Source organism: Streptomyces sennicomposti (assembly GCF_019890635.1).
Classification (GTDB): domain Bacteria; phylum Actinomycetota; class Actinomycetes; order Streptomycetales; family Streptomycetaceae; genus Streptomyces; species Streptomyces sennicomposti.
On sequence record NZ_JAIOAB010000016.1, the window covers coordinates 79,538 to 104,613 of the forward strand.

Consider the following 25,076-nt stretch of genomic DNA (forward strand, 5'->3'; position numbering starts at 1 on the left):
GCATGATTCAGCGGGCACAGGGCCATCTCCCCACTCACTCCTACGGAGTCGAGCCACCGGTACTCCCCGAGGTCACCCATGACGCCGTCGTCGTCGTTCCGGGCATCATGGGGAGCGAGTTGCTGGACACGAGCACCGGCGACGTGGTGTGGGGGCTGGCGAACAGCCGTTGGCTCACCCGTGCCTGGCTGACCCGCTCCGGGCTGGCGCCCCTCCGGCTCACCCCCGACGAACTGGCGGGCCACTACGGTCGCGTCGTCGCCCCGAGGCTGCTCAGGACCCCGGTCTGGAGCCCGTTCCTCAACGGCTTCGAGCCCTACCACAAGCTGCTGCGGACCATCGGGAACACCGTCGCGCACCCCGAGGCGGTCCTCACCTTCCCCTACGACTGGCGTCTGCCCGTCGCCGCCCATGCCCGCGCCCTGGCCACCGCGGCCCGCGAGCACCTCACCCGCTGGCGCGCGCACCCGGCCCAGGCGGCAGCCCGGGCGCACGCGGTCGACCAGCGCGAGGCGCGCCTCGTCTTCATCGCCCACTCCATGGGCGGGCTGGTCACCCGTGCGGCCCTCTCCCTCGGCGGTGACGGCGACCTCGCCGACGACACCCGGGGCGTCATGACCCTGGGCACCCCCTATCAGGGGTCCGTGGTCGCGGCCAACATCCTCAACGCGGTCCAGGGCGCGCCCATCCCGCTGCCGCACGGCCGGCTCGCCGCCGCGGCCGCCACCATGCCGGGCGTGCACGACCTGCTGCCCCGCTTCCTGTGCCTGGAGGAGGACGACACCGTCCGTCGCCTCACGCCCGCGGACGTCGCCGATCTCGGGGGCGACAAGGATCTCTTCCAGGCGTCACAGGACTTCTTCGAGACCCTCGCCCGCGATCCCCTGCCCGGGCTCCGGCCCGTCGCCGGCGTCGGCCAGGCGACCGTCCAGTCGATGCGGCTGGTCTCCGGCGTCGTCCACGCCTCCGAGTACTGCTTCCGCGCGGACGGCGACGGGGAACTCAAGCGCGACGCCCACGGGCGCCCCCTGCGGTTCCCCGGCAAGGGGGACGGGACGGTCCACCGCCCCTCCGCCTCCCCCGCCCGCAACACCCAGAACATCTCCGCCCAGCACGGGGCACTGGCGAGCGGCTCCCAGGCCCAGGTCGCGGTCTCCTCCTTCCTCCTGGAGGACGACCACCTCGGCCAGGAGCAGGCCGACCGGGTGTTGGGGCTTCAGGTGCCCGACTACGTCCGGGCCGCCGCCAAGTGGGACCTGTCCGTCACCGGGACCGACGACCCGGCGGGCGTCACCTGCTCCGTGTCGGCCGTCGACTCCGAGTACAGCAGGACGGCCCGCGTGCAGACGGACGGCGACGACCGGCTGCGCGCGACGGTCTCCGTCCCCGACACGGGCCTCTACCGGGTCACCGTCGCCGCGGACCACAGCCCCCCGCTCACCCAGCTGGTCTTCGCCGGACCGGACGGGACCAGGTTCCTCGACGAGTAGGGACCTCGCGGGGGGCGGGAGGCGGTGGCCGGGGTGGTCGCCGCCCCGGGGTCAGGCCGCCGGCGTGCCCTCCTTCGACGGCCCCCGGCGGGGTCCCGGGCGGTCCAGGTGGAGGACCACGGTGGTGTAGAAGCGGTGCACCGCGTCGTCCACGCTGCGGATGAAGCCCGTCTCCGCGTTGCCCCGGCTGCTTCCCATGCTCTTGAGGAGGGAGAGGCGGAAGCCGGTGATGCGGGTGGCGCCGTCCTTGGGGAGGAGGTCGGCCGGCTCGGGGCGGAGGCGTTCCAGGGTGCCCCGGGGGCCGGGGGTCTCGCCCTCCACGAGGGTTTCGACGTGCAGGTCCGCCGGTGCGTCCGCCAGGTGGCGGACGAGCCGCTTCGCCCAGGACAGCGGGTAGCCCTGCTCGGGCGCCGGGACCTCGATGGAGGTACGCAGCTTTCCGGTGCGCAGGTCGGCGGTGACCGCCAGGACGCCGGGCGTCCCCTCGATGCGCAGTTCCGCCTGCAGCCTGCCGTCGGTGCACAGCCGGTCCGCGAGGGCGGTGCGGCGGGCGTCCGGGTCCGTGCCCCGCTTGGCGCGCTGGACCGGGAGCACCTTCTGACCGAGTTCGCCGCCCAGTCCGAGGCACACCTGGCGGATGAGCCGCTCCCAGCTCTCCACGACCTCCAGTGCGCGCGCGTCGCCCTGGCACAGGGTCTCGTCGTCGATGCCGTTGCGCACCGGCACCCAGGCCGGGCCCATGTTCTGGAAGCCGTGGCAGCCGGAGTTGTCGTGCTGGAGGTAGTGGAGCAGTTCCTGGAGCAGCCAGGCGTGGGCCGCGTTGCCGACGCCCTCGTGGCGGATCAGCATCTGCGCCTGGTGCGCGACCTCCGCCCACGACAGGTGCCAGAGGCCCACCTTGTGCTTGCGCCGCCGGTCGATCTTCACGTCGACCAGGGGGCTGCCCTCCAGGGCGACGTCGTTCGAGAGGGTGATCACGGCCTCGTAGCCGCGGCGGGCGGCGATGTCCATGTACGCCTGGACCTGCTCGGACTTGAGGGCGTTGCCGTTGGTCTTCGTCTCGACCAGCGCCGTCCAGAGCTTCCCGGCGCGCTCGACGCGGATCACCCCGTCGGGGCGGCGCGGGGTGTCGCCGTGCGGCAGGGTGACCTCGGTGAAGGTCTCCATCCGGCCGGCCGGCGCTCCGAACGCCGCGGTGAGCCGTCGGCCGAACTCCGGCACCTGCGCCATCACCGACAGCAGGACCGAGGTGGCCCGCATCTCACGGTCCCGGTCGCTCTTGAGCGAGGAGACCGGGAAGAGCCGGGCGGCCCGCCAGGAGTCGTTCTCCGCGAGGGTCTTCTTGACCACCTTGGGCAGCGTGACCTTCTTCTTCGCCGTGCGCGGGCGCGCGGGCGGCTTCTTCTGCCCGGCGTCGTCCTCGGGGCGGCGGGGAGCCGGGACGGCCGCCGGGGGCACGGCGACCGACTCCGGCGGCCGCGGCGGGGCCGGCCGGGCGTCGGTCTCGGGCTCGGCCGGGGGCGGCGGGGTCGTGGTCGAAGCCGGGGTCGGGGCCGGGGCCGTGGTCGAAGCCGGGGTCGGGGCCGGGGCCGTGGTTGAAGTCGGGGCCGGGGCCTGCTGGTCCGTCCCGTCCGGCGCGTCCTGCTGGTCGTCGGCCTCGGCGCTCTCGCGCGCCTGCGCCTCCACCTCGGCCGCGTCGTCGTCGATGTCGACTCCGAAGTCCGTCGCCAGTCCGGCGAGGCCGGTGTCGTAACCCTGGCCCACGGCGCGGAACTTCCACTCCTGCGCACGCCGGTACAGCTCACCGAAGATGACCGCGCTCACCGAGCCGGCGTCGTCGATGGCGAAGTGCAAAAGCTCCTCACCGGCCGCGTCCGCCAACGTCAGCCGTACGTCCTCCAGTTCGCCGAAGCGTGCCTCGCCGTACCGGCTCGCGGCCACGACGATGCGCTCCACGTCGGCCGGGACGGCGGTCAGGTCGAAGCTGATCCGGTCCTCGTTGCCGTCCGCCGTCGGCGTCTTGCCCAGCAGCTGCACGCTTCCGTCGGCCGCGACCGGGTTGTTGTAGAAGTAGAAGTCGGCGTCGCTGCGTACCTTGCCGTTCTCGTCCAGCAGCAGGACCGACACGTCCGCGTCGCCCTCGCCGGTCGGGCTCCCCCAGCCCAGACTGACGAGCACCGAACCGACGTTCTCGCTCAGGGCTCCCAGAGAGACGTTCGAGCCCTTGATCATTTCATGCACAGATGCCCCCACCGATACGCAGACCGGGCACGGGAGATCTCCCGTCCCGGCCACCTCACGGCACGACGCAGAGTGACGCGCCGTGCACAAGTGACTGTAGTGCTCACGGAGCGGGGCGGAAGGGGTCGTTCGGTACTCGGCTGCAGACCGGGTCTGTCCGGTGCCCGCGGGCGGCGGTCGGCCGGGGGGTGTCGTAACAGGGCTGTGACGGGAGGGGTGAGCTGGGTCACAGACCGTTCGGCCTCGGTCCTGGTGGGGTTGGCCGATCAGGCCCGCGCCGGTCGGGTCCGTGTCGATCGGCGCTGTGCCGGTCGGGTCCGTGTCGTTGCGGGTCCATGTCCGTTCGGGATCGGTGCCATGCCGGTCGGGTCCGTGTCCGGTCGGGGCCGTGGCGATGCGGGGCCGTGCTCGTCCCCCTGCACCGTGAGGACGTGAGGTTCGTGTTCGTCGGATTCGCCGTGTGCGCGCTGTGTGCCGTCGGGGCGGTGATCTCGTTGTTCGGGGTTCTCGCGATGCTGTTGCCGGGGCGGCCCCAGCCGTGGGCGTCGCATCTGCTGCGGCGGGGGGCGCTGTTCGCGGGCTGCGGGGCGGCGGCCGTCTACTCGCTCGGTCTCTTCGGGGTCCTGGCCTCCGAGTCCCAGTTCGACGACGGCGCCGACTCGGTGCCGGCCCCGGCCTGCCGGGACGGCTTCGATCCGGAGACCGTCCGGGGCCTGAGCCACCACCGGTCCTCCTATCTCCCCCTGCGCTTCGACTGCGTGCGCGTCGACGGCAGCGTCTACTCCAGCGACCCCTCCTACACCTGGATCAACTGGACGAGCCTCTCCCTCGCACTGGCCGCCGCGCTGCTCGTCGTCGGCGCCGGGTACGCCGCCGAGGTGCGGGCCCGGAGGGCCGCCGCCGCGGTGTGACGCCGCCCCCAGCCCCGCCGGGTGCAGGCACGGGCTCGGGCTCGGGCTCGGGCGCGGGCTCGGACCCCGTGCAGTGACCTGGCTCTCAGTCATCTCGGTCGGGGCGGGGCGTCAGTGACCCGCGTCTCGTCTCGCGCGCGGTGTCAGTGACCTGGCTCTCGTCTCGGGGCGGGGCGCGCATGGGGCGGATCTCGAACTGGTGGGCCGAGTGCGCGTGACCCGGCGCACATCCCGGTGCGGTCCGTGGGCCAACTCGTGGGCTGTTCGGGCGGATTGCGGGTATTCGTACAGGCGTCCTGTTTGGGACCCATCTCTATTTCCGTAGTTTTCCGGGCCTTTGCCCGTTTCACTCGTTCTGGTCCGCCTTACGGCAGTTGGGTCACAGGAAGCAGCCAGGAAGAAGTACGGGTATGTCCTATTCGTCCGAGATGCCAGAAGTCCCCATGAATCCCCACACGGTGACCGCCGCCGAGGTCGTCCCCGGCGATCTCGTCGCGCTGACGCGGGAGGCCGCCGAGGCGCGGCAGTGGTGTGTCGTGATGCACACCCTGCCCGAGTCGCCCGAGACGATCCGCGTGACGCTGCGGCCGCCGCTCGGCGGAGTGGACCGCGACGAGGTGCTGCGACGCGGCCAGGAGGTGGTCGTCGCCGGACGGCGGATGGACACGGCGGCCGTGCCGGCCGTGACCTCGCCCCGGCTGGACGCCGTGGAGTTCCGCGACGGGGACACCGTGACCCGGCTGCGGGCCGTCGACCCGGAGGGCGTCGAGGTGACGTACCGGCGGCGGTGGGGCGTGTGGCACCGGGACCTCGATTCCCGGACCGCCGAGACCGTCACCGACGACGTGGTGCGCGGCTGGGCCTCCGACGCCGACCGCGCGGGCCATGTCGTACGCCATCACGCGCGGCCGAGGCGCGAACCCGCCGCGGTCGTCCCCCGGCGGGTCGTCGTGACCGGCCTCGGGGCCGTCACCCCGCTCGGCGTCGGCGTGGACCAGCTCTGGCAGGGGCTGCTCGAAGGACGCCACGGCATAAGGGAGTTGACGGGCGAGGAGTTCGCCGAACTGCCCGTGCGCACCGCGGGCGTCGTGCCGGTGGACCCGGCCGAACTGCTGCCCCGGGCCGCGGCCCGCCGGATGAACCGCTCCGCGCAGTTCGCCGTGCTCGCCGCCCGCGAGGCCTGGAACGACGCCGGGTTCGCCGAGGGCGGCACCCGGGAGAGCGGGCTCGACCCGGAGCGGGTCGGGGTCAGCCTCGGCGCCATCCTCGGGGACGCCTCCGTGCTCGTCGGCGGCGACCGGAAGCTGCGCGAGAAGGGCCCGCGCGCGGTGTCCCCGCTCACCACGCCGATGACCGTGCCCTCGCAGGCCGCCTCCCAGGTCTCCCTGGATCTGCACATCACCGGCGAGGCCCGCACCGTCACCAGCGCGTGCGCCTCCGGCACCGAGGCCATCGGGCAGGCGATCGACCGCATACGGTACGGGCGCGTCGACATCGCCCTCGCCGGCGGCGCGGAGGCGGTCGTCACGCCCGCGATCATGGCGTCGTTCGCCGCGATGCGCGCCCTGTCCGGTCTCGGGCTGGAGGACGGCGTCTCGCCGTCACGGCCCTTCGCCAAGGACCGCGCCGGGTTCGTCAACGGCGAGGGGGCCGGGCTGCTCGTCCTGGAGGCCGAGGAGCACGCGCGGGCCCGGGGCGCCCGGATCTACTGCGAGGCCGCCGGGTGGGGGCTGTCCGCCGACGCCCATCACATGGCCGCGCCCGACCCCAGCGGCGGCGGGGTCGCGCTCGCGCTGCGGCGCGCGGTGCGGGACGCGGGCGGGTACGTCGTCGACGTCGTGCACGTCAACGCGCACGCCACCGCCACGAAGGAGGGCGACCTCGCCGAGGCGGGCGCGCTGCGGGCGGTGCTCGGCGAGGGCGCGCGGACGGGTGCGGGAGTGCCCGTGACCGCGCTCAAGGGGCACCTCGGGCACATGCAGGGGGCCGCCGGGGGCGTCGAGGCCGTCGCCGCCGTACTCACCCTGCACAACGGGGTCGTCCCGCCCACCGTGGGGTGCGCGGAGGTGGACGAGGACATCGCCCTCGACGTGGTGACCGGCGCCCCGCGCCCGCTGCCCGCCGCGGGCGACCTGGTCCTCAGCAACTCGTTCGGCTTCGGCGGCCACAACGCGGTGCTGGCGCTGCGGCGGGTGTAGCCGGGCGCGGGGGGCGCGGGGGGGGGTGCTGCCTCGGGTACAGGGGGATCGCGGGGGTCGGTGCTGCCGCCGGTGCAGCGGTGATCGCAGAGGATCGGTGCTGCCGCCGGTGCAGGGGGGCCGCAGGGGGTCGGTGCTGCCTCGGGTACAGGGCCGCAGGGCGCTGCGCTTGCACCCCGGGCCGCCCGGCCCGTCCGACCCGCCGGGTCCTCCGAGTCCGTCAGATCCGTCAGATCCGCCAGGTCCACCCGGCCCGCCGGGTCCGCCGGGCCCGCCGGGCCCGCGAACCCGGAAGGTCGCGTCACGCCGTGCGTTTGCGGGCCGCCGTCTTCTTGGCGGGCGTCTTCTTCGCCGTGGACTTCTTCGCCGTGGACTTGGCGGTGGACGCCGTCTTCTTCGGCTCGGACTTCGCCGTGGTCTTCTTGGCGGTCGTCTTCTTCGCGGTCGACTTCTTGGGCGCGGACCGGGCCGGCTTCTCCTCGGCGGCGCGGGAGGTCTTGCGGCGCGGGAGGTGTCTGACCTCGGCCCCGGACTCGGGCTCGGACGCCGACCCGGAGGCCGCCGCCTCCTCCCCTTCCTCCTCGGCGGTCCCCGCCGCCTCCCCCTCCTCGCCCCTGGACTGCTTGGCCGCCCGTACGCTCTTCTCCAGGGCCGCCATCAGGTCGAGGACCTTGCCGCCGGGGGCCGGTTCCGGGGTCTCGGGCGGCGTCTCGCCGGCCGCCTTCGCGGCGATGACCTCCTCCAGGGCTTCGCGGTACTCGTCGTGCAGATCCGACAGGTCCACCTCGCCGAGGGTGTCCATCAGGGCGTCCGCGAGGTCCAGCTCCTGGTCGCGTACCGTCACGTCCACGTCCGGGGCGACCCCCTGCGGGGCGCGGATCTCGTCCGGCCACAGCAGGCCGTGCATCGCGATCACGTCGTCCACCACCCGGAGCATCCCCAGCCGCTCCCGGCCGCGCAGCGCGAACTTCGCGATCGCCACCCGCTTGCTGCGCTTGAGCGCCTCGCGCAGCAGCGTGTACGGCTTGGCGGCGGGGGCGCCGCTGGCGGCCAGGTAGTAGGCGCTCTCCATCTGGAGCGGGTCGATCCGGTCGGCCGGGACGAACGCCACGATGTCGATCGTCCGCGCGGTCGGCAGCGGCAGATGGGCCAGGTCCTCGTCCGTGATCGGGACGATGCTGCCGTCCGACTCCTCGTAGCCCTTGCCGATCTCCCCCTGGCTGACCTCGCGGTCCTCCAGCTCGCACACCTTGCGGTAGCGGATGCGGCCGCCGTCCTCCGTGTGGATCTGGCGGAAGGAGATGGTGTGGTGCTCGGTGGCGTTCATCAACTTGATCGGGATGCTGACCAGGCCGAACGAGATGGCGCCGTTCCAGATGGATCGCACGTGCAGCACCTTCCGGATCGAGGCGGTACGGGAGGCAGGTAGGTGGAGGTAGGCAGATAGATGTAGGCAGGTAGGTCCGTGGCATTTTGGGCTGTTCGCCAGGGAATGTCAGGGCTTGTCCTCAGTTGTCGTGGTTTTCTTATCGTATGGCACCGATCACGGAGGTGGAGGGGCGACGGGTCGCGCTCAGCAACCTGGACAAGGTGCTGTATCCGGCGACCGGATTCACCAAGGGCGAGGTGCTGCACTACTACGCGTCCGTCGCCGACGTGCTGCTCCCCCATCTGCGGGACCGGCCGCTGTCCTTCCTGCGGTATCCGGACGGGGCGGACGGGGAGCGCTTCTTCGTCAAGAACGTGCCGCCGGGTACGCCCGAGTGGGTTACGACGGCGGAGGTGCCGCGGTCGGCGGGGGCGGCGCGGATGGTGGTGGTGCAGGACCTGGCGAGCCTGATGTGGGCGGCGAACCTGGTGACCGAGTTCCACACCCCGCAGTGGGTGGTCCAGGCGCCCGGGGAGGCGGACCGGCTGGTGTTCGACCTCGATCCGGGGGCGCCGGCGACGGTGGTGGAGTGCTGCCGGGTGGCCCTCTGGCTGCGGGAGCGGCTGGCCGCGGACGGGATCTCGGCGTGGGCGAAGACGTCCGGGTCCAAGGGGCTGCATCTGGTGGCGGCGGTGCGGGGGGCGTCCAGCGAGCGGGCCTCGGAGTACGCGAAGGGGCTGGCGGTGGAGGCGGAGAAGGCGATGCCGGAGCTGGTGCTGCACCGGATGACGCGAAGTCTGCGGCCGGGGAAGGTGTTCGTGGACTGGAGTCAGAACGCCGCGCGGAAGACGACCGCGGCGCCTTACACGTTGCGGGCTCGGGGGGTGCCGACCGTGTCGGCGCCGGTGACGTGGGAGGAGGTCGCGGGGTGTGAGGACGGGGGCGGGCTGGAGTTCCGTGCGGAGGATGTCGTGGGGCGGGTGCGGGAGTTCGGGGATCTGATGGGGGCGGTGCTGGATGTCTCGGGGGCGGTGGAGCTGCCGTGAGCTGGGGGCGGAGTCGGTGGGGCCGTTCGGTTCAGGGCCACGGAGTCGCGGTGGCCCTGTGGGGGCTCACACCCTCTCCCACGTCCTCCGGTCCCTCGCCATCGCGTGAAGGGCTTCCACGTCCGTGGGTTTCAGGGTGCCGCCGAGTCTCGCCAGGGTGGGGAGGGCCTCGGTGGTGAGGATGCGCAGGGCCCTGGGCGGAGTGGTGATGCTGAGGTCCGCGGGGTCGGTGAGGGCCAGCAGGGGGAGGACCTCGGCGGTGAGGGCGTAGGACGCGCGGTCGGCGAGCGCGCGCAGCCGCCGCAGCAGGGGTTCCGGGGCGCGCCGCCCCAGCGTGACCACCGGGTCGGCGATCCGCACCCGCTGCTTGCGGGCGTACACGCTGTGCACGGCGAACAGGCCGCCCGGCCCGATCGCCAGGTGGTGGACGCGGTCCCCGCCGGGCAGCGGGATGGAGTGCAGGGTGTGCCAGCCGGCGCCGTCGAGCCGGTCGAGGGCCTCGCCGACGGCCTGCTCGGCGGTGAGCGCCCGACGGCGCGGGTCGGGGCGCAGCCGGCGCACGGGGGCCGGGTCGCGGTCGAGGGCGATCAGCAGCGCCTCGCCGGGGCGGTTCGGCGCGAGGTCGTCGTCCGGGTGCAGGCTCAGCCGGGCGAGGTCGGCGGCGGTGGGGACGGGCGGCGGGCCGACCGCGACCGGGCCGGTGAGGAAGGGGCCGAGGGCCTGCAGGACGTCCTCGCGGTCGGCCTCGCTCAGGACGTAGACGCGAGCCGCCTCGCGGTCGTACCAGGCGGCGCTCCGGCCGTCCGCGCGGCAGACGTAGAGCCGCTCCTGGCCGTGGTGCCGGCCCGGCAGGACGCGCAGGCCGCCCGGGCCGGTCGTTCCGGGTCGTCGACGTGATCCGCTCATGCACCATCACCCCTACGACCATGGGAACAGGCGGGGTGCTCCCAGGGCAAGAAGGCGGCTACCGTTGAGGAGCGGTGGGGAGCGGAGTGGGGGAGGCGCCGTTGCGGATCCGCGGGAAGCAGCCCGACGTACCGGCCCCGGACAGCCCGTGGAGCGAGATCGTGCCCGGGCTGTGGATGGGCGGGCACGAGGTGCGCAGCCGTGCCGGGCAGCGGGAGACCGTCGTCGTGCACGACGAGTTCGATCTCGTGCAGACCCTGCTCAGGCTGCCGGGGCACGGCCCCGACCCGGGCGTCGAGCACCAGGTGTGGCCGATTCCCGACGGTCCGCTGGACGGGACGCAGCTGGCCGGGGTGATCCGGCTGGCCGAGGCCGCGGGCGACGCGCTGGACGCGGGGCGGCGGGTCCTGGTCCGCTGCTGGTCCGGCTACAACCGCTCCGGGCTGGTCGTGGCGCACGCCCTGGTGCGCCGGGGGTGCTCCGCCGACGAGGCGATCGGGCTGATCCGCGCCCGCCGCTCCCCCTGGGCGCTGCACAACGAGCTGTTCGTGGACTATCTGCGGGCGGGTCTCGTCACGGTCCGGTTGCTGGAGGAACTGGCCGAATAATCGTTTCGTCTTCCTGCGTACGCTGCATGGGGCGGCGAAGACGGCGCCTCCCACACAAAAAGGACTTCCGTACGAATAAGGTGTACGCGCCCCGCCCCCCGGCGTACGCGTCCCGACCCCCCGGACGTGCGCGCCGCACCCCTCGCGGTGTACGCGCCCGCCCGCCCCGCCGCCCGTCACCCCCGTCTCACCCCCCGTCGCCCCTCGGAGAGCAGTCATCCGCAGTCGCCGTCCCGCCCTGGTCACCGCCCTCGTCGCCCTGCTGCTGGGCACGGCGGCGGCGTGCGGCGACGCGGGCGGCCTGGAGTCGGCCGGCGGCACGCCGACCGCGATCAGCCCCGCCCGGCTCTGGCCCACGCTGCGGCCCGCCGCCAGCCCGGCCTGGCCCTACGACGAGGTCCAGATCGAGACGGTGAAGGGGATCACGGCCCCCGGGAACGACATCCACAAGGTCGATCCGGTGGCCGTCGTACGGGCCGAGGTCGCCGCGCACCCGGCCGACTACACCGCCGCCAAGGCCCCCTACCGCGAGGCCGCGACCCGGCTGGCGGACTGCGGCAAGGCCGGGGACGCGGGGCGGCGGTGCCCGGTCATGAAGCCGTACTTCCGCGATCTGACCGGGGACGGGCGCGACGACATGACGCTCGGCTTCCGGCTGTACCCCACCAACCAGACCGCCGTCCGCGTCTACACCTTCGAGGGCTCCAAGCTCGTCCAGGTGTTCGCCAACGACGACGCGGTCATCGGCGTGGAGCTGGCCGGACGGGCGGTGATCATCCGCTCGCCGGCCGGGATCGCCGGATACGAGTACCGCACCACCTGGTCCTGGGACGCGGACCAGCGGGCGATGGTGTTCTCCCGCGACGAGTTCCTGCGCACCGGGCGGCGCAAGCCCACCCGGGCGCACACCCCGGCGGCCACCGCCACGCCCTCGCCGGTCCCCCGCCCGACGCCGACCCCGACCCCCGACCTCACGCCCTCCGGTCCGACGCCTCCGGGCGCGCCGGGCGCGTCGGCGGGCGCCTCGGGCGCGTCGGGCGCGTCGGGTGCCTCGGGCGCGTCGGGCGCGTCGGGTGTCTTCGCCGAGAGCGCCGAATGAGGGTCCCGCTGCCCGGGTGGACCGGGACCCTCGCCATGAAGGCCGCGGCCTTCATCACGGTGATGTGCTGCGCGCTCGCCGCGCTGCTCGGCATCCTCGTGCACGTCTCGGTGACCGACCAGACCGTCGGCCAGGCCCGTACGCTCGCGCTGTCCCGGCTGAAGGACGCGACGAACGCGTTCGAGAACGGCGACACCCTGCTGCCGGGTGCGGGCGTGGACCCGCCGGGGCTGCCCGAACCGCTGCGCCGGCTGGCCGCGCGGGGGCAGCGCGGCACGATGGTCGGCCGGCACCACGGGCGGCCCACCATGTGGGCGGCCGGGCCCGCCGACCACGGCCGGACGCTCGCCGTCGAGGTCGACTACTCGCAGCAGGCCCGCACCATCGCCGGCCTCGACGGGGCCATCCTGTGGTCCTCGCTGCTGGCGATCGGGGCGACGCTGCTGGTCGGCGCGTTCGCGGTGACCCGGGTGACGCGGCGGCTGCACGCCACGGCGCGGGTGGCCCGGCGGATCACCGCGGGCGACCTGGACGCCCGCGTCGACGATCCCCTGACCCGGGACCGGTCCCGTCCGCAGGACGAGGTGGCCGCGGTCGCCGCCGCGCTGGACTCGATGGCGTCCTCGTTGCAGAGCAAGCTGCTGGCCGAGCAGCGGTTCACCGCGGACGTGGCGCACGAGCTGCGCACTCCGTTGACCGGGCTGCACGCGGCGGCCGAGCTGCTGCCGCCGGGCCGCCCGACCGAGCTGGTGCGCGACCGGGTGGCCGCGCTGCGCACCCTCACCGAGGACCTGCTGGAGATCTCCCGCCTGGACACCGGGCGGGAACGGCTCGACCTGGACGCCGAGCACCTGAGCACGGTGGCGGAACGGGTGGTGCGCGCGGCGGGCAGCGGCGGTGCGGGGGACGGCGCGCGGGTCGAGGTGGTGCGGGACGTGTATGTGGAGACCGACCGGCGGCGGCTGGAGCGGGTGCTCGGCAACCTCGTGGCCAACGCGCTGCGGCACGGGCGGGCGCCGGTGGTGCTGACCGTGGACGGGCCGGTGGTCAGCGTGCGCGACCACGGCGACGGCTATCCGGAGTACCTGCTCGCGCACGGACCGCAGCGGTTCCGCACCGAGGGCGGCGCGACCGGGCACGGGCTGGGGCTGACCATCGCACTGGGCCAGGCCGAGGTGCTGGGCGCCCGCCTGGACTTCGCCAACGCGCCGGACGGCGGGGCGATCGCGACCCTGACGCTGCCGCAGCGCCCGCCGAGCGGCGGGACGCCGGAGGACGCGGGTCCTCGCTGATCCGTCCCACGGGGGTGACGGATGGGGGCGCGGGTCCTCGCTGACCCGTCCTGCGGGGGTGACGGATGAGGGCGCGGGGCCTCGCTGACCCGCCTGCGGGGGTGACGGGCGAGGGTCGGGGTCCTCGCTGACCCGTCCTGCGGGGGTGACGGATGAGGGCGCGGGGCCTCGCTGGTCCATCCTGCGGGGGTGACGGACGGGGGCGGGGGCCTCGCTGGTCCGCCGCTCGGACAGGTGGCGGCCGGGGGCGCGGGGCCCCGCTGGTCCGTCCCACGGGGGTGACGGACGGGGGCGCGGGGCCTCGCTGACCCGCCTGCCGGGGGGGTGGCGGCCGGGGATGCTGGTTCTCGCTGATTCCGCCTGCGGCGGTGGCGGCCGGGGCTGCGGGGCCTCGCCGGCCCGCCCCACGGGGGACGACCGGGGACGCCGACTCTCGCTGACCCGCCCTACGGCAGCGGCGGCCAAGGGCGCAGGTCCTCGCCGGCCCGCCCCGCGAGGGTGACGGCTGAGGCGCGGGGCCTCTCCGGCCCGCCCCACGGGGGACGGCCGGGGAAGCCGACTCCCGCTGATCCGCCCTGCGGCGGTGGCGGCCGAGGGCGCGGGGCCCCGGCGGCTTTTCCTTTCTCCGTCACTCTCCTGACGGGCCCCTGACGCCTCCTCACGTGGGGACGCGCGGCCCCGTCGGCGCTGTGCGGCGGGTATCGCGGGGGTGACGCTCCTAATGTGGCGGTTAGTCAGATTCGTCCGCCTACGGCGGGCTTCGCCACCTCAGGTGGAGGTTCTTCATGTACCTGCGTTCCCCCCTCACCCGGCTGGCCGTGGCGGCGGCGGCCGGCGCCCTGGCGGCCGCGGCGGCCGTCGTGCCCGCCGTCGCCGACGACGGCCGGGGCGGCGCCCCGGGTCCCGCCCCGGCCAGCGGCCCGGTCGGCGGCAAGGCCACGCCGAGCGCGAGCAGCACCCCCGCCGCACCGGCGGCCTCAGCCGCACCGGCCGACGCCGACAAGGGCTCCGCCACTCCCGGCAAGACCGACGCGAACACGGGTTCGCAGAGCGCGGCGGCGAGCCCGCAGGCCGCCGCCCCCGCCACTCCCTCCGCCTCCGCGAGCCCCGCCGCTCCCGCGGCCCCCGCCGCCTCCGCCGATCCCGCCTCGACCGGCACCCGCTTCTACCGGGGTCGCGTCACCGCCCGCGGCGGCCTCGCCCTGCACTCCCGCCCGGACCGGGGCAGCCAGGTGCTGCGGGTCGCACGGCAGGGCGAGGACGTCTGGATCTACTGCAAGACGCCCGGCCAGAACGTGCAGGGCAACAACCTCTGGTACCTGCTCGCGGACGGCACCTGGGCGTGGGGCGCGGCCCGCTACATCGACAACATCGGGCCCGCGCCGCGCTGGTGCTGACCCACGCGACGGGCGGGGCGGCCGCTTCCGGCAGGTCCCGGCCATGACCGGGGCCGGACCCACCGGAGCCGCCGGCCCGGCCGGGCTGCCTGGGGCCGCCGGAGCCCCCGGCCCCACCGAACCGGCCGACCCGGCCCGCCCGACCGACCCGGCCCGCTCAACCGCCTCGACCGACCCGGCCCGCTCAACCGCCTCGACCGACCCGGCCCGCTCGACCGGCTCGGCCCGCTCGACCGGCTCGGCCCGCTCGACCGGCTCGACCGGCGCGACCCGCTCGACCGGTTCGACCGGTTCGACCGGTTCGGCCGAGGCGCCCGGGGCTGCCGGACACGCAGGCCCCACCGGCCCGAGCGGCAGGTCCGGCCCCGCCGGCACGCCCGGAACCCCAGGAACCCCCGGGCCCACCAGCCCCACCGGCCCGACCGGCCCGACCCGGACGCCAGGCGCCCCCAGGACAACCGGACCCACGGGCCTGGCTCAGACGCCAGGGACCCCCAGGACAACCGGCCCCGCCGGCACTTCCACGCCGTCCCGCACCTCCACGCCGTCCAACACCCCCGCCCCCTCCAACACCCCCACGCCGTCCGGCGCCCCCCGGGCCGCCACGCCCGTGCCGGCCGCCGCGGTCATCGCGGTCACTGCGGCCGTCCCCGCGGACGCCGCTCGCCCCGCCCCGGCGGTCGCCGCCCTGCTCCCCCGGCGGCGCGGGGTCGAACTCGCCCTGATCGTCGTCGCCGTCCTGCTGTCCGTGTACGGCTACTGCGCCGTCGGCCTGGCGAAGTACGGCGCCCTCCCGCCCGGCGCCGCCGGCTACGGCGCCGGGCTCGGCGTGCTCGCGCTGCTCGCGCACGGCGCGGTGCGGCTGCGGGCGCCGTACGCCGACCCGCTCCTGCTGCCGATCGGCGTGCTGCTCAACGGCCTCGGCCTGGTGCTGATCTACCGGCTCGACCTGGAGACGCCGGGCGAGCGGGCCGCGCCGGCGCAGCTGGTGTGGTCCACGCTGGGGGTCGCCCTGTTCATCCTGGTGGTGCTGGTCCTGCGCGACCACCGCTGGCTGCAGCGCTACTCCTACGTCTGCGTCGTCGCCGCGCTCGCCCTGCTCACGCTGCCCATCCTCTTCCCGCCCGTCAACGGCGCCCGGATCTGGGTGCGCTTCGGGGCGTTCTCCATCCAGCCGGGCGAGTTCGCCAAGGTGCTGCTCGCGGTGTTCTTCGCCGCGTACCTGGCCGCGAACCGCAGCGCGCTGGCGTACACCGGGCGCCGGGTGTGGCGGCTCCAGCTGCCCACCGGGCGGGTGCTCGGGCCGGTCGCCGCGATCTGGCTGCTGAGCGTCGGGGTGCTGGTGCTGGAACGGGACCTCGGGACCTCGCTGCTGTTCTTCGGGCTGTTCGTCGTCCTGCTGTACGTGGCCACCGGGCGCACCGGCTGGATCGCGGTCGGGCTGCTGCTCGCGGTGGCCGGCGCGGTCGGCGTGGGGCGGCTGGAGCCGCATGTGCACGGCCGGGTGCAGGAGTGGCTGCACCCGTTCGCGACGATCGAGGCGGGGCAGGGGCCCGGCCAGGTCGCGCAGTCGCTGTTCTCGTTCGCGGCCGGCGGGCTGCTCGGCGCGGGGCTGGGGGCGGGGCACTCGATCCTGGTCGGCTTCGCCGCCAAGTCCGACTTCATCCTGGCCACCGCCGGTGAGGAACTGGGGCTGGCCGGGCTGTCGGCGGTGTTCCTGCTGTACGCGCTGCTGGTCGAGCGCGGCTACCGGGCGGGCCTCGCGCTGCGCGACCCGTTCGGGCGGCTGCTGGCGGTCGGGCTCGCCTCGCTGCTGGCGCTCCAGGTGTTCGTGATCGCGGGCGGGGTGACCGGGCTGATCCCGCTGACCGGCATGGCGATGCCGTTCCTCGCGCAGGGCGGTTCCTCGGTCGTCACCAACTGGGCGATCGTCGCCCTGCTGATCCGGGTCAGCCATGTGGCCCGCCGCCAGTACGACGGGACGGCGCCGCCGTGAGCCGCCGTACGGAGGCGGGGCGGGGGCGGGGCGGCGCGGGCGTGGACCGGACGGGTGGGGGGTGGTCACGGTGACCCGGTGCATTCGGCATGCCGCCGGTTTCTGTGTGCTGCTGCTGGTCGCGCTGCTGGTCCACACCGCCTGGCTCCAGCTCGTCCTGAGCCCGTCCTACGGCGGCAACCCGGCCAACCGCCGCCCCGCCATCGCCCGTTACGAGCAGCCGCGCGGCCAGATCCTCGTCGGCGGCCGGCCGGTGACCGGCTCCCGGGACACCGGCGAGCAACTGCGCTACGAACGCACCTACGCCGACGGCCCGTTGTACGCGCCCGTCACCGGCTTCGCCTCGCAGCGCTACGGCACGACGTTCCTGGAGCACGCCGAGGACCAGGTGCTGTCGGGCACCGATCCGATGCTGGCGGGGTTCCGGCCGTGGAACGACTTCACCCGCGCGCAGGCGCCCGGCGGCAACGTCGTGACGACCCTGAACGCGGCGGCGCAGCGGGCCGCGTTCGACGGGCTGGGCGCGCGCAAGGGCGCGGTCGCGGCGATCGAGCCGGCCACCGGCCGCATCCTCGCCCTGGTGTCCACGCCCTCGTACGACCCGGCGGAGCTGTCCGGCAACGGCCCTGCGGTCGCGGCGGCCTGGGCGCGGCTGAACGACGATCCCGAGCAGCCGATGCTCAACCGGGCGGTACGCCAGACGTATCCGCCGGGCTCGACCTTCAAGGTCGTCACCGCGGCGGCGGCGCTGGACGCGGGGCTGGTGAGCGACCTCGACGCGCCGACCGACTCGCCGGACCCGTACCCGCTGCCCGGCAGCACCGCGCGCCTGGTCAACGAAGGCGAGGGCTGCGAGAACGCGCCCCTGCGCTACGCCTTCGAGTTCTCCTGCAACACGGTGTTCGCGAAGCTCGGCGTGGACGTGGGCGCCGACGCCATGCGGACGGCGGCGCGGGGCTTCGGCTTCGACGACGAGGAACTGCGCATCCCGTTCTCGGTGACGCCGAGCACGTTCGACGCGCCGGCCGACCGGGCGCAGCGGGCGCTGTCCTCGATCGGGCAGTTCAACACGCGGGCCACGCCGTTGCAGATGGCCATGGTCGCGGCGGCGGTCGCCGACGGCGGGCAGCTACGGGCGCCGTATCTGGTGGAGCGGACCACGCGCAGCGGCGGCGCCACGGTGTCGGCGGCCGGTTCGCGGCCGGTACGGCAGGTGATGCGGCCGACGACGGCCGAGCGGCTGCGGGAGCTGATGTGCGGTGTGGTGGAGGAGGGCACCGGCCGCAACGCCGCGATCCCGGGGGCCGTGGTCGGCGGCAAGACGGGGACCGCGCAGCACGGCGTGGGCAACCGGGGCACGCCGTACGCCTGGTTCGTCTCCTGGGCGCAGGGCGACCAGGACCTCGCTCCCCGGGTGGCGGTCGCGGTGGTGGTGGAGGACGCGTCGGCGCGGCGCGGGGACATCAGCGGGGGCGGGACGGCGGCGCCGATCGCCAAGGCGGTGATGGAGGCGGTGCTGCATTCGCCTCCGGCGGCGTGAGGGCGGGGCTGTGGACACGGCGCGCTGTCACGCGGGGGGAGGTCAGGCGTCCGGTGTCCGGCCTGTTTCGATCGTCTGTTCCACCTCGGCCGCCCGCTCCCGTTCCTCCGTTGCGAATCGCTCCGCGTCCAGGCGTTCGGCCACTTCCTCGTGCCGGGCCTCGTCCTGCATGACGTAGGCGAGGATCTGCCGGGGCAGCGGCTTGTGCGTGGTGTCGCGGATCATGCCGAAGGCGGCCAGCGCCAGGCCCTCGATGAGCACCTGCATGCCCAGGTACGGCATGTCCCAGCGGCTGTCGCGCAGGGTGTCCCCGAGCAGCGACCGGAGGTTGTCGTCGATCGGGTAGACCAGCCCGATCTTCTCGTGCAGGAAGCGGGCGTAGATCTCGGCGTGCCGGGCCTCGTCCATCGTCTGGGTCGCCGAGTAGAACTTGGCGTCCAGGTCGGGGGCGCACTCCACGATGCGCGCCGCGCAGATCATCGCGCCCTGCTCGCCGTGCAGGAACTGGCTGAACTGCCAGGAGGCGAAGTGCCGGCGCAGCTCGCCCTTGTCGCGGTCGGTCATCCTGGACCAGTACGGCGTGCCGTGGAGGATCATCGCCTCCTCGGGGGTGCCGAGGGGGTCGTACGGGTCGACCTCCAGGTCCCAGTCGATACGTTTCCGCCCGTCCCACTGCTTGTCCTTGCCCTTCTGGTAGAGGGCCAGCAGCCGGTCGCGGCCGTCGTCGTACTCCCAGGCGAAGCGGGCCGCGCCGGTCGCGGGGACCTGCCAGTGCGGCTCGCCCGGGCCTTTGGCGTACAGGTCGTGGGTCGCCATACTCCGCAGGCTCACACGGGACCGCCCGGTCAACAAGTCGTGCCGGAGGGATTGACGGTCTTGCTGACGGGCAGTCTCATAAGAGGCGTGAACCTGACCGCCGGGTAACGAGCCGATCCGGCCACACTCCCGTACGACGAGGTGGGACGCCCATGACGACCGTGACGGATGCCGACGCGCTCGCCGGACTGCGCGACGCGCTCGGTCTGCTCAAGGACCGGGAGCAGGTGGCCGAGCGGCTGCTGGACTCGTCCGCCAAGCACTCCTTCGACCCGGACAAGGAACTGGACTGGGAGGCTCCGTTCGAGGAGGGCAAGTGGTTCTGGCCTCCCGAGCTGGTGTCGCTGTACGGCACGCCGATGTGGAAGAAAATGAGCGAGGAGCAGCGGCTTCTGCTCTCGCAGCACGAGGCCGCCGCGCTCGCCTCGCTCGGCATCTGGTTCGAGCTGATCCTGATGCAGCTGCTGGTGCGGCACGTCTACGACAAGGCGGCGACCAGCGCGCACGTCCGGTACGCGCTGACCGAGATCGAGGACGAGTGCCGGCACTCGAAGATGTTCGCCCGGATGATCATCCGCGGCGGCACTCCCTGGTACCAGGTGTCCCCGATCCATCAGCAGCTCGGCCGGCTGTTCAAGACGATCTCCACCACGCCCGGGTCCTTCACCGCGACCCTGCTCGGCGAGGAGGTCCTCGACTGGATGCAGCGGCTGACCTTCCCGGACGAGCGGGTCCAGCCGCTGATCCGCGGGGTCACGCGCATCCACGTCGTGGAGGAGGCGCGGCATGTGCGGTACGCCCGTGAGGAGCTGCGCCGGCAGATGCTGACCGCTCCGCGGTGGTCGCGGGAGTTCACCCGGGTGACCTCCGGCGAGTTCGCCCGGGTGTTCTCGGTGGCCTTCATCAACCCCGAGGTGTACACGAACGTCGGCCTCGACAAGCGGGAGGCCATGGCGCAGGTGAAGGCCAGCGGGCATCGGCGCGAGGTCATGCAGACGGGCGCGAAGCGGCTGACCGACTTCCTGGACGACATCGGGGTGCTGCGGGGGGTCGGGCGGCGGATGTGGCGGTCGTCGGGGTTGCTGGCGTAGGGGCGCGGCTGGTCGTGGGCGGGGCGCCTGGGGTGCGTGGTGGGTCGGGGCCGTGGTGGTACGTCCAGCCCGCCGCCCACGGACATACGGCCCGGAGGTTGATTGGTCGACGGAGGAGGGACCGCAGTACGCGGCGGGCATATGGACGTACCACCACGGCCCCTTCCGTCGTACGGCGTCTGCGGCCCGGTGGGGGCCGAGGCGCAGGGATGGGCGGCCTGCTTCCGTCGTACGGCGTCTGCGGGTCGGTGCGCGGGGGCGGGTGAGCGGTTTCCCTGTCCGTGTACGGCGGGTGCGGGGCGGTGGCGGGGACGGGTGGGGTGGGCAGCGATTACGCTGCCCAGCATGAGCCCTGCCGCATCCACCCCCGCCTATCGACGGCTCAGCGTCGAGGAGCGGCGCGCTCAGCTGCTCGAATCCGCGCTGTCCCTCTTCGCGCACCGGGCGCCCGAGGAGGTCTCGCTGGACGACGTGGCGGAGGCGGCCGGGGTGTCGCGGCCGCTGGTGTACCGGTACTTCCCCGGCGGCAAGCAGCAGTTGTACGAGGCCGCGCTGCGCTCGGCGGCGGAGGAGCTGCGCACCTGCTTCGACGAGCCGCACGAGGGGCCGCTGCTCCCCCGGCTCTCCCGCGCCCTGGACCGTTACCTGGCCTTCGTGGACGGCCACGACGCCGGGTTCACCGCGCTGCTCCAGGGCGGCAGCGTGGTGGAGACGTCCCGTACCAGCGCCATCGTGGACGGGGTGCGCCGGGCCGCCGCCGAGCACATCCTCAGCCACCTGGAGGTCACCGAGCCGGGTCCGCGGCTGCGGATGACCGTGCGGATGTGGATCACGGCGGTGGAGGCGGCCTCGCTGATCTGGCTCGACGAGGACAAGCAGCCGCCGCTGGCGGAGCTGCGGGACTGGCTGGTGGAGCAGTTCGTGGCGGTGCTGTCGGTGACCGCGAACCGCGATGCGCAGACCGCCGCGCTGGTGGGACGGCTGCTGTCGCCGGCCGATGGCTGACACTGGGACCGTGAAGAGCGAAGACACCCCCTTCGAGGGCGGCCCCATGGACGGGCGGGTGCTGCCCGTGCTGGTGGGACCCACCGGGCACCCCCCGAAGACGTACCGCATCCCGGTCCCGGACCCGGCGGGCGGCCCGCCCACGGTGCTCGTCTACCACCGGGTCCCGCGCGCACAGAGCAAGAGGCTCGGGCTGCACCGGGGGTGGAAGTACGAGTACGCCCCCGAGGGCGAGGGGGACGGCGGCTTGAAGTGGCCATGGTCCCGGAAACGGCCCCGCGGGCAAGCCGGGTGACACGGGCGGGTGAGCATGATGCGCCGTACGGAGTACAGCGGGCACACATCGTCGGTTCATACGTCGAATCTCACGGTGTGAGGCGGAGAAGCCGCCCCGCACCGGAGGTGATGACGTGTCAGGAAGGTTGCCGCGCCTGGTGTGCACGGCGGCGATGGCGGCCCAGGCGGCACTGACCACGGCGTCGGCCGCGGTGCACCCTCCCGTGGCCCAGGCGGCCCCGGCCACCGCCCCCGGCCACCCGACTGCGGCGAAGGCGCAGCCGACCGGCCCCGGGGCCACGACCGATCCCCGGCCTGCGGCCGAGCAGCGACCGCCCTCGGGGACTCGGGCCGGTGCGGGCACTCGGCCGACCGCAGCGGTTCGGTCGGCCGCGGCGGCTCCAGCCGGTGCCACGCCTCCGACCACCATCGGCACTCAAGCCGCCACCGGGGCTCAAGCCTCCGCCGGGGCTCAAGCCTCCGCTGGTACTCCGGCCGATGCCGGGACTCCGGCCGATGCCGGGACTCGGGCCGGTGCCGGGACTCGGGCCGGTGCAGGGACTCGGGCCGGTGCCGGGGCGCGGCCCGCCGCCGGTACTTCGGACCGTGCCGCGCCGCAGGCGGGCGGGCGGCAGGCCGTCGATGGGAAGCGTCCCGCGATCGGGGCGCGGATCGCGCCCGCGGGGACGCCCGTCCTCGGGCCGGGAAGCGGCCGCGGGACGCAGGACGGCACCTGGCATCCCCCCATGACCGCACCGACGCCCACCGCCGGTACTCCGAACCGGGCCGCGTCGCAGGCGGGCGGGCGGCAGGCCGCCGACGGTAAGCACCCCGCGCCGGAAGCACAGCACGCGCCCGGGAGACCGCCCGTCCTCGGGCCCACGGCTGGGCTCGGGGCCTACGGCGGTGTCTGGCATCCCCCGATGGCGGCGCCGACGGCCCCCGCCGGGCAGCCCACCGCGTCGCGAACGCAGCCCGCGCCCCGCGCACGGCAGGTCTCCGCCCCGCCCCAAGCCCCCGCCGGGCAGCCACCGACGTCAGGGCCGGCAGCCGGCGCCGGGCAGGCCGCCGCCTCGGGGACGCGTCCCGCACCCAGGGGAGCGGCCGCCGGGCAACCGCCCACCGCACGGCCGACGGCCACCACCGAGCAGGCCCCCGCCCCGGAAACTCACCCCACCCCCACCCTCGCGCAACCACCCACGAAACGACCCACGCCCGCCTTCGGACAGCACCCCGCACCGCAGCCGCCGCAGCCCTCCCCCGCAGGTTCGCCCGCCGCCGGGCGAACCCCCGTGCCGGGAGCGCAGCCCCCGGCACGGGCGGCGGCGCCCGGCGGGCAGTCGCCCCTGGCCGGGAACCAGCCCGTGGCCCCGGCGGCGGGCGCCTCCGGAGCGCAGCCCACGACCCAGCCACAGCCCACGACCGGCGTGCAGCCCGTTGTCGGAGCTGCCGGCGGTGGTGGTGCTCAGTCGGCCACCGTGGCCGGACTGCTCGGGCGGCTCGGGCAGTTGTACCGGGAGGCCGAGCAGGCCTCCGAGCGGTATGACGCCGCCGGAGTGGCGCTGGAGCGGCAGCGGGCCGAGGTCGCGCGGCTGGACGGGGCGCTCGCGCGGGCGCGCGCCGCGCTGGACGGGAGCCGGGCGGCGGCCGGGCGGCTGGCCCGGCAGCAGTACCAGGACGGCGGCAGCGGCGAGCTGTCGCCGTACCTGCGGCTGCTGCTGGCCCGCGATCCGCAGCACGCCCTGCAGCAGGGCCACGTCGTCGGGGAGATCGCGCGCGAGCGGGCCGGGACGGTGGAGCGGCTGACCGGGGACGAGAAGCGTGCCGCCGTCCTCGCCCGGCAGGCGCACGCCGCGCTCGACGCCCAGCTCGACATCGCCCGGCGGCAGCAGCGGGCCCGGGACGACGTGCGGGCGAGGCTGGCCGCCGTCGAGAAGCTGCTCGCCTCGCTCAGCAGTCGACAACTCGCCGCGCTCGCCGAGTTCGAGCGGACCGGGATCGTCGAGGCGCAGCGCAGGTTCCTCGCCTCCGGGGTGCTCGGCGCCGGGCAGCCGCCCACCGCGCAGGGCGAGGAGGCCGTGCGCTACGCGGTGCGGCAGCTCGGCAAGCCGTACCGGTGGGGCGCCGCGGGTCCGCTCGCGTACGACTGCTCGGGGCTGACCTCGCAGGCGTGGGCCCGGGCCGGGACGCCGATCCCGCGCACCAGCCAGGAGCAGTGGGCCCGGCTGAAGCGGGTGCCGCTGAGCGAGCTGCGCCCGGGCGACCTGGTCGTCTACTTCCCCGAGGCCACGCACGTGGCGCTCTACCTCGGCGACGGCATGGTCGTCCAGGCGCCCCGCCCCGGTGCGGCGGTGAAGGTGTCGCCGCTGGCGGCCAACCCGGTGCTGGGCGCCGTACGGCCCGACCCGGGCGGCACGCCCCTGCGGCGGTATGTGCCGCCGGTGCTCCCGCGGGGCGCCCTGGACGGGCCGGACGCCGGGTTCTACGCGGCGGAGCCGGCCGCGGCGACCTCGCCGAGGTAGGCCTCGGCCTTGTCCGGCTCGAAGAAGAAGTTCTCGAAGTCGGCCGGGTCGTTGAAGCCGTTGGCGAACCGGTCGGCGATCGGCTGGAGCTGCCCTGCGGCGCCGAGCAGGTTCAGCACGTGCTCCGGCGGCGGGGCGAGCATGGCGTTCGTCCACTTGGTGACGTGCTGCGCGGTCTTCCAGTAGCGGTCGAACGTCTGCTGCATCCACTCCTCGTCGAACGGCTGGTCGCCGTGCTCCAGGATCGAGGCGAGGTAGGCGGCGGCGCACTTGGACGCCGAGTTGGAACCCTGGCCGGTGATCGGGTCGTTGGCGACGACGACGTCCGCGACGCCGAGGACCAGCCCGCCGCCGGGCAGCCGCCCGATCGGCTTGCGCACGGTCGGGGCGTAGCGGCCGGCGAGGGTGCCGCCGGCGTCCGTCAGCTCCACCTTGGTGGCCCGCGCGTACTCCCACGGCAGGAAGGTCTTCATCAGGTCGAGGGTCAGGGAAAGGTGCTCGGCCGGGTCCTTGACGCCCTTGAAGACGTCGAGCGGGCCGCCGGGTATGCCTTCCCAGAACAGGATGTCGGCCCGGCCGGACAGGGTGTACGTCGGCATGACGAACAGCTCGCCGACGCCGGGCACGAGGTTGCAGCGGACCGCGTCGAACTCCGGGTGCTCGGGGCGCGGGCCGAGGCCGTGCACGTACGCGACCGCCAGCGCGCGCTGCGGCTCGCTGTACGGGGACCGCTCGGCGTCCCGCTCGAACATCGAGACGAGTTCGCCCTTGCCCGCCGAGACGAGGACGAGGTCGTAGGCGCGGGAGAAGTAGTCGAGGTCGCCGACGGCCGCGCCGTGCACGACGAGCTGGCCGCCGCGCTGCGCGAACGCCTCCATCCAGCCGGCCATCTTGACCCGCTGGTCGACCGACTGCGCGTACCCGTCGAGCCGGCCCACCCAGTCGATCGCCCGCTGCGAGGGGCCCGGGTCGAAGGAGCCGGGGGCGGCGACGGAGACGCCGAGCCCCTCGATCTTCGGCGCCTGGGACTCCCAGAAGTTCAGCTGGAGGTCCCGCTCGTGCTGGAGCGCGGTGTGGAACATGCACTGCGTCGACATGACCCGGCCGGAGCGGATCTCGTCCGCGGTCCGGTTGGACATCAGGGTGACCTCGTAGCCGTGCGACTGCAGGCCGAGGGCGAGCTGGAGACCGGACTGGCCGGCCCCCACGACGAGTATCTTGCGCATGCGGTGGTACCTCCTACGGCTTGGGAACGGCGCGCGCGGCGTGCGGA

18 protein-coding genes and 1 pseudogene are annotated in these 25,076 nt (G+C 74.5%); 14 read left to right on the forward strand and 5 right to left on the reverse strand.

All coding sequences use genetic code 11. The annotated features are described in order from the left end of the window. Nucleotides 1-2 precede the first annotated feature (2 nt). Nucleotides 3-1,490, forward strand: coding sequence for a lipase/acyltransferase domain-containing protein (locus K7787_RS12275; protein ID WP_308036335.1), 1,488 nt, complete (start codon nt 3-5; stop codon nt 1,488-1,490). Nucleotides 1,491-1,541: 51 nt separating this feature from the next. Here the strand turns inward: K7787_RS12275 and K7787_RS12280 are convergent, their stop codons facing one another. Beyond that, nucleotides 1,542-3,722 (reverse strand): TerD family protein, encoded by a 2,181-nt coding sequence (locus K7787_RS12280; RefSeq protein WP_223001412.1) that lies wholly within the window; start codon nt 3,720-3,722, stop codon nt 1,542-1,544. 440 nt (nt 3,723-4,162) lie between these two features. On the opposite strand from K7787_RS12280, the gene K7787_RS12285 reads away from it, so the two are divergent. Both K7787_RS12285 and K7787_RS12290 read left to right on the forward strand, forming a co-directional pair. Beyond that, on the forward strand, nt 4,163-4,642 hold the full coding sequence (locus K7787_RS12285; RefSeq protein ID WP_372456638.1) for a hypothetical protein: 480 nt from the start codon (nt 4,163-4,165) through the stop codon (nt 4,640-4,642). Nucleotides 4,643-5,085: 443 nt separating this feature from the next. Continuing rightward, nucleotides 5,086-6,840, forward strand: a complete 1,755-nt coding sequence (locus K7787_RS12290) for a beta-ketoacyl-[acyl-carrier-protein] synthase family protein (protein WP_247720808.1) — start codon at nt 5,086-5,088, stop codon at nt 6,838-6,840. A 301-nt stretch (nt 6,841-7,141) separates the two neighbouring features. On the opposite strand, the gene ku is transcribed toward K7787_RS12290, so the two are convergent. Next, on the reverse strand, nt 7,142-8,227 hold the full coding sequence (gene ku / locus K7787_RS12295; RefSeq protein WP_223001414.1) for a non-homologous end joining protein Ku: 1,086 nt from the start codon (nt 8,225-8,227) through the stop codon (nt 7,142-7,144). Nucleotides 8,228-8,373: 146 nt separating this feature from the next. Here ku and ligD point away from each other — a divergent pair, with 146 nt between their 5' ends. Then, nucleotides 8,374-9,255: a non-homologous end-joining DNA ligase gene (gene ligD, locus K7787_RS12300; RefSeq protein WP_223001415.1), complete on the forward strand. Its 882-nt coding sequence runs from the start codon at nt 8,374-8,376 to the stop codon at nt 9,253-9,255. A 66-nt stretch (nt 9,256-9,321) separates the two neighbouring features. On the opposite strand, the gene K7787_RS12305 is transcribed toward ligD, so the two are convergent. Further along, nucleotides 9,322-10,161 (reverse strand): nuclease-related domain-containing protein, encoded by an 840-nt coding sequence (locus K7787_RS12305; RefSeq protein ID WP_050790766.1) that lies wholly within the window; start codon nt 10,159-10,161, stop codon nt 9,322-9,324. A gap of 101 nt (nt 10,162-10,262) precedes the next feature. Here K7787_RS12305 and K7787_RS12310 point away from each other — a divergent pair, with 101 nt between their 5' ends. The 6 genes from K7787_RS12310 to K7787_RS12335 all read left to right on the forward strand — a co-directional run bounded on the left by K7787_RS12310 (nt 10,263) and on the right by K7787_RS12335 (nt 18,093). Beyond that, the gene (locus tag K7787_RS12310; protein WP_223001427.1) at nt 10,263-10,769 is read left to right on the forward strand and encodes a protein-tyrosine phosphatase family protein; all 507 of its coding nucleotides are present in this window, start codon (nt 10,263-10,265) and stop codon (nt 10,767-10,769) included. A 217-nt stretch (nt 10,770-10,986) separates the two neighbouring features. Beyond that, nucleotides 10,987-11,868, forward strand: a complete 882-nt coding sequence (locus K7787_RS12315; RefSeq protein WP_223001428.1) for a hypothetical protein — start codon at nt 10,987-10,989, stop codon at nt 11,866-11,868. After that, nucleotides 11,865-13,160 carry an ATP-binding protein gene (locus tag K7787_RS12320; RefSeq protein WP_223001416.1) on the forward strand — a complete coding sequence of 432 codons (1,296 nt, stop codon included), beginning with the start codon at nt 11,865-11,867 and terminating at the stop codon, nt 13,158-13,160. Before K7787_RS12315 ends, K7787_RS12320 begins: the two co-directional genes overlap by 4 nt. A gap of 785 nt (nt 13,161-13,945) precedes the next feature. Further along, nucleotides 13,946-14,557, forward strand: coding sequence for an SH3 domain-containing protein (locus K7787_RS12325; RefSeq protein ID WP_223001417.1), 612 nt, complete (start codon nt 13,946-13,948; stop codon nt 14,555-14,557). 610 nt (nt 14,558-15,167) lie between these two features. Then, entirely contained in the window at nt 15,168-16,553 is a 1,386-nt protein-coding gene (locus K7787_RS12330; protein WP_009190605.1) for an FtsW/RodA/SpoVE family cell cycle protein, read from the forward strand. A gap of 70 nt (nt 16,554-16,623) precedes the next feature. Next, entirely contained in the window at nt 16,624-18,093 is a 1,470-nt protein-coding gene (locus K7787_RS12335; RefSeq protein ID WP_009190604.1) for a penicillin-binding transpeptidase domain-containing protein, read from the forward strand. Nucleotides 18,094-18,153: 60 nt separating this feature from the next. On the opposite strand, the pseudogene K7787_RS12340 reads toward K7787_RS12335, so the two are convergent. Further along, nucleotides 18,154-18,909 (reverse strand): annotated as a pseudogene (locus K7787_RS12340) (ferritin-like domain-containing protein); the annotation flags it as partial. Nucleotides 18,910-19,061: 152 nt separating this feature from the next. Between K7787_RS12340 and K7787_RS12345 the strand changes: the two are divergent. The 4 genes from K7787_RS12345 to K7787_RS12360 all read left to right on the forward strand — a co-directional run bounded on the left by K7787_RS12345 (nt 19,062) and on the right by K7787_RS12360 (nt 23,803). After that, nucleotides 19,062-20,000, forward strand: coding sequence for an AurF N-oxygenase family protein (locus K7787_RS12345; protein WP_223001419.1), 939 nt, complete (start codon nt 19,062-19,064; stop codon nt 19,998-20,000). Between the two features lie 345 nt (nt 20,001-20,345). Next, a complete protein-coding gene (locus K7787_RS12350; protein ID WP_019980429.1) occupies nt 20,346-21,005 on the forward strand; it encodes a TetR/AcrR family transcriptional regulator in 660 nt (219 codons plus the stop codon). A gap of 10 nt (nt 21,006-21,015) precedes the next feature. Continuing rightward, on the forward strand, nt 21,016-21,300 hold the full coding sequence (locus K7787_RS12355) for a DUF8847 domain-containing protein (protein WP_106961890.1): 285 nt from the start codon (nt 21,016-21,018) through the stop codon (nt 21,298-21,300). Between the two features lie 1,459 nt (nt 21,301-22,759). Further along, nucleotides 22,760-23,803 (forward strand): C40 family peptidase, encoded by a 1,044-nt coding sequence (locus K7787_RS12360; RefSeq protein WP_223001420.1) that lies wholly within the window; start codon nt 22,760-22,762, stop codon nt 23,801-23,803. Here K7787_RS12360 and K7787_RS12365 read toward each other — a convergent pair. Next, the gene (locus K7787_RS12365) at nt 23,764-25,029 is read right to left on the reverse strand and encodes a styrene monooxygenase/indole monooxygenase family protein (RefSeq protein ID WP_164390609.1); all 1,266 of its coding nucleotides are present in this window, start codon (nt 25,027-25,029) and stop codon (nt 23,764-23,766) included. The genes K7787_RS12360 and K7787_RS12365 overlap by 40 nt on opposite strands. Nucleotides 25,030-25,076 lie beyond the last annotated feature (47 nt).